This window comes from Vicinamibacterales bacterium (assembly GCA_035699745.1).
Classification (GTDB): Bacteria; Acidobacteriota; Vicinamibacteria; order Vicinamibacterales; family 2-12-FULL-66-21; genus JAICSD01.
In genome coordinates this window covers 1-7,130 of record DASSPH010000098.1, presented here as the reverse complement: position 1 = coordinate 7,130, position 7,130 = coordinate 1, and the positions used below count along the sequence as shown (strand labels likewise).

Here is a 7,130-nt window from a genome sequence, read left to right as displayed (position 1 = left end):
GTTCCTGCGCGAGCTTGGCGAAGTCGCCGCCGGCCTTGACCTTCTTCATCACCGCGTCGATCTCGGCGCGCGCCTTGGCCTTCGTCGCGGCGTCGGCCTTCTCGTCCACGCGGACGAGAATGTGGCTGGCGCGCACCTGTTCGTCTTCCTTGAACTTGTCCGGGTTCTTGTCGTAGAAGTCCTTCGCGTCCGCGTCACTCGGGCCGGGAAGGGCCGCGACCTCCGCGTCCATCAGCTTGGTGACGCTCAGATCGATCTGCGCGTCCTTGCGCAGGCTGTCGGCGGTCATCCCGCGATCCTTCAGCGCCTTGTCGAACGCGTCCTGGGTGGGGAACTGCGACTTCAGCTGTCCCATCTTCGCGTCGATCTCGGCCGCCTCCACCTTGACCCCGCGGTTGCGGCTCTCCTGCGAGAGCAGCGTGTAGGTGATCAGCTGATCGAGCGCGCCGCGCAGGATCTCGTCGCGGCGATCCGCCGGAATCGGCTGTCCGGCGCGCGCCTCGATGGTGCGCACCATCCGCTCGAAGTCTTCTTTCTTCACCGGCTCGCCGTTCACGCGGGCCAGCACGTCGGGCAGCTGCTGCGGCACGGGCTTCGGCGGCGCGGCCGGGGCCGCGGGCTGACCGGCGGCCGCCGGCGCCGTCCCCGACCCCTGCGTCGCGCCCGCCGCCTGGCCTGCCGGCGCTTTACGGCACCCGCCGACGGCGAGCACGGCTGCGAGCACACATAAGAAGAGCTTCGATTTCACGTGCCTGGACCTCTTTTCGCTGAAAACCAAAGTTTAGCACCCGCTCCCGGTCGGGAGCCGTGGGGAGTTCCGGGAGTTGTCCCGACTCAGAAATAGTGCAGGTGGCAGATCTCGACCGGCTCGGTGCCTGGCAGAAAGGCTTCGCGCACGACCTTCGGGCAGCCGGGCGACGCGAGCTTTCCCGTCTCCCGATCGATGTCCACCCACACGATGCCGGGCGGCGCGTCGAAGCTCTGGTTGGCGTGCCCGGCAAGGGCGCGCGACATGAACTGCGTCCAGATGGGCAGCGCCGCCTGCGCGCCGCTCAGCCCCAGCGCCTGGTTGTCGTCGAGCCCCACCCACACGACGGTGAGCAGTTCCGGCGTGAAGCCGACGAACCACGCGTCGCGCAGGTCGTTGGTGGTGCCGGTCTTGCCGGCGGCATCGAGCTGGAATCCCGCGCCGCGCACACCGGCGGCCGTGCCCTCGTTGATGACACCGCGCATCATGTTCAGCACGAGGAACGTCGTCTCTTTGTCGGTCACCGCCTTCGGCGGCGTCTGCGAGATCGGCAGCTCCTTGCCCTCGCTGACGATGCGGCGGAGCCCGCGCAGCGGACGGATCGTGCCGAGGTTCGGAAACACGGTGTAGGCGGTCGCGATCTCGAACGGCGACGCCTCGAAGACGCCGAGGGCGATGGAGGGATAACCCTTCGGCGGCGTGCCGATGCCGAAGCGGCGCCACACCGCGGCGACGTTGTCGAAGCCGGTGGATTCCGCCACCTTGACGGTCGCGATGTTGCGCGAGTGGGCGAGTGCGCGGCGCAGCGTGATCGGGCCGTCGTACTCGTTGTCGTAATTACCCGGCGTCCAGACCTGCTCGTTGAACGTGAACGACGTCGGCTCGTCGACGACGATGGTGGCCGGGGTGATGTCGGTGCGTCCTTCCTGCTGCGCGCGCTCGAACGCCGCCAGGAAGACGAACGGCTTGAACACGGATCCCGGCTGCCGCTTGGAGGTGACGGCACGGTTGTATTGCGACTGGTTGTAGGAGCGCCCTCCGACCATCGCCAGAATCTCGCCGGTGCGCGGATCCACGGCGATCAGCGCCGCCTGCGGGATGCGCGGCCGCCGCTTCGACAGCATCCCGTCCACCCGGATCAGTCCATCACGGACCGCGTCCTGCGCGATCCGCTGGTAGTGCAGATCGAGCGTGGTGTAGACGTCTACCGCGCCGGCGGCCTTGGTGCGCTCCTGAATCTCCTGCGTCAGGTAGTCGACGAAGTACGGCGCCTCCGATTCCAGCGCGCGGGCGACGACCTGCAGCGGCTCGCGCGCGGCGCGCTCGCGCGCCTCCTCGCTGATGAAGCCGGTGTCGGTCATCGCGCGGAGGACGACGTTGCGGCGCTCCTTGGCGCGATCCGGATAGTTGAACGGCGCGTAGCGGCTCGGCGCCTGGATGATGCCGGCAATGGTGGCGGCTTCGACCAGGCTCAGGTTGCTCACGTCCTTGCCGAAGAACAGCCGCGCGGCCTCGGGCACGCCGCGAATCGCGAACGAGCCGCGCTGGCCGAGATCGACGTCGTTGAGATACAGCTCGAGCAGCTTGTCTTTCGACAGCCGCCGCTCGAGCGCCACCGACATGAACCACTCGCTGACCTTGCGCTTGAGGCCGGCGAACCCGCCGCGCTCGCGCGCCTTGTCCAGCCCCCACATCGACGTCAGGAACGTGTTCCGGACCAGCTGCTGGGTGATGGTGCTGCCGCCGCTCAGATACTGCTTGCTGCCGAAGATATTGGTCAGCACCGCCCGCGTCGTCCCGATCCAGTCCACGCCGGAATGGTCGTAGAAGCGGCGATCCTCGATCGCCAGCACGGCCTGGATCATCCGGGCGGGGATCGCGGAGAGCGGCACGTCGCGGCGCTTCTCCCGGGCTTCGGCGATGAGCGCGGTCAACAGCGGCGCGTCCATCTCGATCCCGTCGAGCCGCTGTTTCTTCAGCGTCTCGATGGAGATGAGCCCGCCGCCGCCCCCCTTCGGCGTCGTCGGCGCGAAGACGAACCGGATCGTCTGGCCGGCACGATCCCCGGCGCGTGGAATGACGGCCAGCGCGTCGCGGCCGATCGCAAACTGTCCGGGCTGTTCCACCGGCGAACGCTGTGCGTACCCGAGATCGTTCAGCCGATCGACCATCTGCGGCAGCGTCACCCGCTGGCCGCGCCGGATGATGAGCGGGCGCGCGAAGATCCGCGGATCCGTCCGCAGGAACTCGCCGTGCATCCGGGCGTCGATGATGCGGGAGAAGCTGACGTAGAAGTAGCCGACGATGACGCAGCCGAGCGCGAACGGGATGCCGATCCCCAGCGCGGCATAGAACTTCCAGCTCCGCCCGCGCAGAAACGCCAGACGGAAACGCGAAGCGGGCTTCGCGGCGGGCTTCGGTGTTCGGACCGTGGTCACCTGAGCTGGAACCTGAGCAGGGCTGCAACCGCCATTGTAACCGAAGCGTCCTATTGCCTGAGGTGGAGCGCTCCGGCGCTTCTCGTTCTTATCGTGTGCAGGAGGAGTCGTGTTTAGCATCCGCAAGAAGGTTCGGCATGGGCTCGCCGCGTCGATGCTCGTGCTGCTGACGGCGGTCCCGGCCGCTGCCCAGTCGACAGCCATCAACGGCACCATCGAAGGCACGGTCACCGACAGCAGCGGAGCCTCGCTCCCCGGTGTCACCGTGACCATCACCAACACGGACACCGGCGCTCAGCGCGTCGTGGTCAGCAGCGCCGACGGCGCCTACCGCGCGCCGCTGCTGCCGCTCGGCAGCTATTCGGTCGCCGCGGAGTTGCAGGGATTCAAGAAATTCGAGCAGCGCGGCGTGTCCCTGTCTGCCGGGCAGACGGCCCTGATCAATGTGACGCTGAGCGTCGGCAACGTCGCCGAGACGGTGACGGTGACGGGGGAGTCGCCGGTCGCCCAGCCCGGCCGGATCGATCTCGGCCGGACGATCGGCGAGACGGAAGTGAGGAACCTGCCGCTCGTCTCGCGCAACCCGTACAACTTCGCCTTCCTGCAGGCCAACGTCACCGGCTACGAGAACAACGAGTTCGGCGTGCCGCGCATCAACGCGAACGGCAGCCAGATGCGCACCAACTACCAGCTCGACGGGAACACCAACACGGAAAAGGATCGCGCCGGCCTGCGGCTGCTGCCTGTGTCCGAGGTCCTCGTCCGTGAAGTGAAGGTGATCACCAACGGGTTCGCGCCGGAGTTCGGGCAGACGACCGGCATGGTCTACAACGCGATCACTCCGTCGGGCACCAACGATCTACACGGCTCGGCGAGCTTCCGGTTCAAGCGGAACCCGTTCTCGGAGCGGCCGTTCTTCCTCGCCGCGACGGCCCGGAAGCCCGACACCGAGGCGAACGACTTCACGGCAACGCTCGGGGGACCGATCAAGACCGACAAGTGGCACTACTACGGCGCCTACGAGCTGGTCGATCGGAGCCTGGTGACGGGCGGCCAGGTGATCACCGTCACGCCGGCGAACGCGGCGGCCCTCGGCATCACGCTGCCGTCGAGCGGCGTCATCCCGGCACACCAGCAGGTGAACTTCGGGTTCGGCAAGACCGACTATCAGTTCAACGCCGCCAATCACCTCTCGGTGCGCTACTTCCTGTTCAAGAACTTCTCGGAGCAGAACGTCGGCGCCGGATTCACGACGACGGATCGGGCCACCGACTTCACCGATCGCATGGACTCGGTGGCGGCGCAGCTCGTGTCGCAGCTCGGCAGCGGCATGCTCAACGAGCTGCGCGTGCAGTACGCGCGGCGGCATCAGTTCCGCACGCAGGGCGTCTCGGTCGAAGGGCCGGCGATCACCGTCTCGGGCATCGCGCAGTTCGGCGGCGCGCGCCTGGGTGACACGAACTCGGTCGGCTTCGACTTCAACCAGGGGATCACGCAGGTCGTCAACAACCTGAGCTGGATCCGCGGGCGGCACGCACTGAAAGCGGGGATCGACGCGCAGTGGATCGCCGATCGGCGGACGCGCGGCGAACAGTTCGTCTATACGTTCCCGTCGATCGCCGCCTACCTCGCGGCGCGCAGCGGCGCCAATCCGTTCGGCTACTCGACCCTGCAGCAGTTGTTCGGCAAGCGCGACGCCGAGTACGACTCGGGCTTCTACGGCCTGTTCCTGCAGGACGACTGGCAGGTGGGGCCGCGCGTGAAGCTGCTCTACGGCCTGCGCTACGACCTGTTCGACGTGCCGCAGGCGCGGCCGTTCGCGCCCAACCCCTACTCGCAGGACTTCACCATCGACAAGAACAACCTCGCGCCGCGCGTCGGCCTCTCGTGGTCGGTGGACGCCGCCGCGCGCACCGTCGTCCGCGCCTCGGTCGGCCTGATGTACGAGCCGCCGCTGCTGGACTTCTACGACAACGCCATCCTGAGCAACGGCGACCCGGCGAGCTTCACCGCCTCGGTGAGCGGCAGCGATGCCGGCGCGCCGCCGTTCCCGACCAGCCTCGCCAACGTGCCGCCGACCTTCGTGCTGCCCCGGCAGAGCATTACCGCGGTCGATCCGGAGTTCGAGACGCAGTCGGCATGGCTGAGCAACGTGCAGATCGAGCGCGCGCTCGGCAACGATCTCGCGGTCTCGGCCGGCTACGTCAACTCGACCGGCCGGAACCTGCCGGTGCTGCTCGACGTGAACCTCGTGCCGGGCGCGACGACGCTCGCCGACGGACGGCCCATCTTCTCGGCGGCGCGTCAGAATCCTGCGTTCAGCCAGATCAACCTGTTCCGGTCGATCGGCGAGTCGGCCTACAACGCGTTCACCGCGACGCTGACCAAGCGGATGACGCACGGCTGGATGGCGCAGGCGACCTACACGCTGGCGCGGGGTGAAGACAACGCGCCGCTCACCGGCACGTACGTCGTCGGCAGCGCGGACGATCGCGTGTCGGATCCGACCAACCTGGATCGCGAGCGCGGCGTGACGCCGTTCAACCAGACGCACACGTTCTCGCTCTCCACGGTGCTGGCGCCGCGGGTGTCGGCCACGCGCGCCGGCGCGGCGATCTGGAACAACAACCAGGTCGGCATCATTTTGCAGGCCAACAGCGGGCTGCCGTTCAACATCCGCTCGAACTTCGACTTGAACGGCGACGGGATCCTGAACGACCGCCCGATCGGCCTCGAGCGCAACGCCGGACGGCTCGGCCGGGTGATCAATCTCGACCTGCGCTACTCGCGGTTCATCCCGATCGTCGCCGGCCAGCGCGCGGAACTGTTCTTCGAGGCGAAGAACCTGCTGAACAACGAGAACATCGCCGGCGTGAACCGCGTGGTCCCCACCGACGCGCTCGGCAACCCGACCAGCCCGCTCGTGCTCAACGGCCGCGATTACCCCAACGCCGGGAAGAGCGGCTACGACCAGCGCACCATGCAGCTGGGATTCAAGTACAGCTTCTGAGTGAGGTAGGATTTGGGCTTTGGGCTTTAGGCTTTAGGGGCTTTGGCAAGAACGAGGGCTCACGGACCTTAGCCTGAAGCCGGGAAGCCTGACGCCCCCAAAGCCTAAAGCCTAAAGCCTAAAGCCTAAAGCCTAAAGCCTAAAGCCTAAAGCCCAAGCCACTGTGAAATTCTCGCCCGACTAAGTCCGCATCGTTCTCAACGAGAACTTCGAAGACGCCAAGGCGCAGTTCCTGGCGCCGTTGATGGCGATTCATTACGCGCACCTGGTGATGCTCGCCGATCAGCGGATTTTGTCGCGCGCGGAAGCGGCGGCGATCCGCCGCGCTCTCGATGCGATCGACCTCGATGCGGTGCGGGCAATTCAGTACGACGGGACCTACGAGGATCTCTTCTTCTATCTCGACCGGCTCATCTCGGCCAACTGTGGCGACGATGCGGCGGGGCGGCTGCATACCGCGCGCTCGCGCAACGACATCGACATGACGATGTACCGCATGCAGCAGCGCCTGTGGATCCTCGCCGTGATCGACGGGACGCTGGCGCTGCGGCGGGCGCTGGTGCCGCTCGCCGAGCGCTATCGCGACGCCGTGTTCGCCGCGCATACGCATACGCAGCCGGCGCAGCCGTCGACCATTGCGCACTACCTGCAGGCGGTCATCGAGCAGCTCGAGCGCGACACGGTGCGGCTGCAGGCGGCATACCGCAGCACCAACCAGAATCCGCTGGGGGCCTGCGCCATCACCGGGACCGGCTTTCCCATCGATCGCGAGCGGACCACCGCGCTGCTTGGCTTCGGGGCGACGACGTGCAACACCTACGGCAGCATCGCGACCGTCGACTACCTGCTCGAGAGCGTCAGCGCGACCGCCGTGCTGCTGGTCGGTCTCGGCCGCGTCATCCAGGACCTGCTGCTCTGGTGCACGATGGAGTTT

The 7,130-nt window shown here is 67.2% G+C and carries 4 protein-coding genes; 2 read left to right on the top strand and 2 right to left on the bottom strand.

The window, feature by feature from the left end:
• The coding region (locus tag VFK57_22465) for a SurA N-terminal domain-containing protein (protein ID HET7698496.1) at positions 1–748 on the bottom strand (748 nt) is incomplete at its 3' end.
• A gap of 86 nt (positions 749–834) precedes the next feature.
• Positions 835–3,186, bottom strand: a complete 2,352-nt coding sequence (locus tag VFK57_22460) for a PBP1A family penicillin-binding protein (GenBank protein HET7698495.1) — start codon at positions 3,184–3,186, stop codon at positions 835–837.
• Between the two features lie 109 nt (positions 3,187–3,295).
• Here VFK57_22460 and VFK57_22455 point away from each other — a divergent pair, with 109 nt between their 5' ends.
• Both VFK57_22455 and VFK57_22450 read left to right on the top strand, forming a co-directional pair.
• The gene (locus VFK57_22455; protein ID HET7698494.1) at positions 3,296–6,196 is read left to right on the top strand and encodes a TonB-dependent receptor; all 2,901 of its coding nucleotides are present in this window, start codon (positions 3,296–3,298) and stop codon (positions 6,194–6,196) included.
• A gap of 244 nt (positions 6,197–6,440) precedes the next feature.
• On the top strand, positions 6,441–7,130 hold a 690-nt coding region (locus tag VFK57_22450; protein HET7698493.1), incomplete at its 3' end, for a lyase family protein.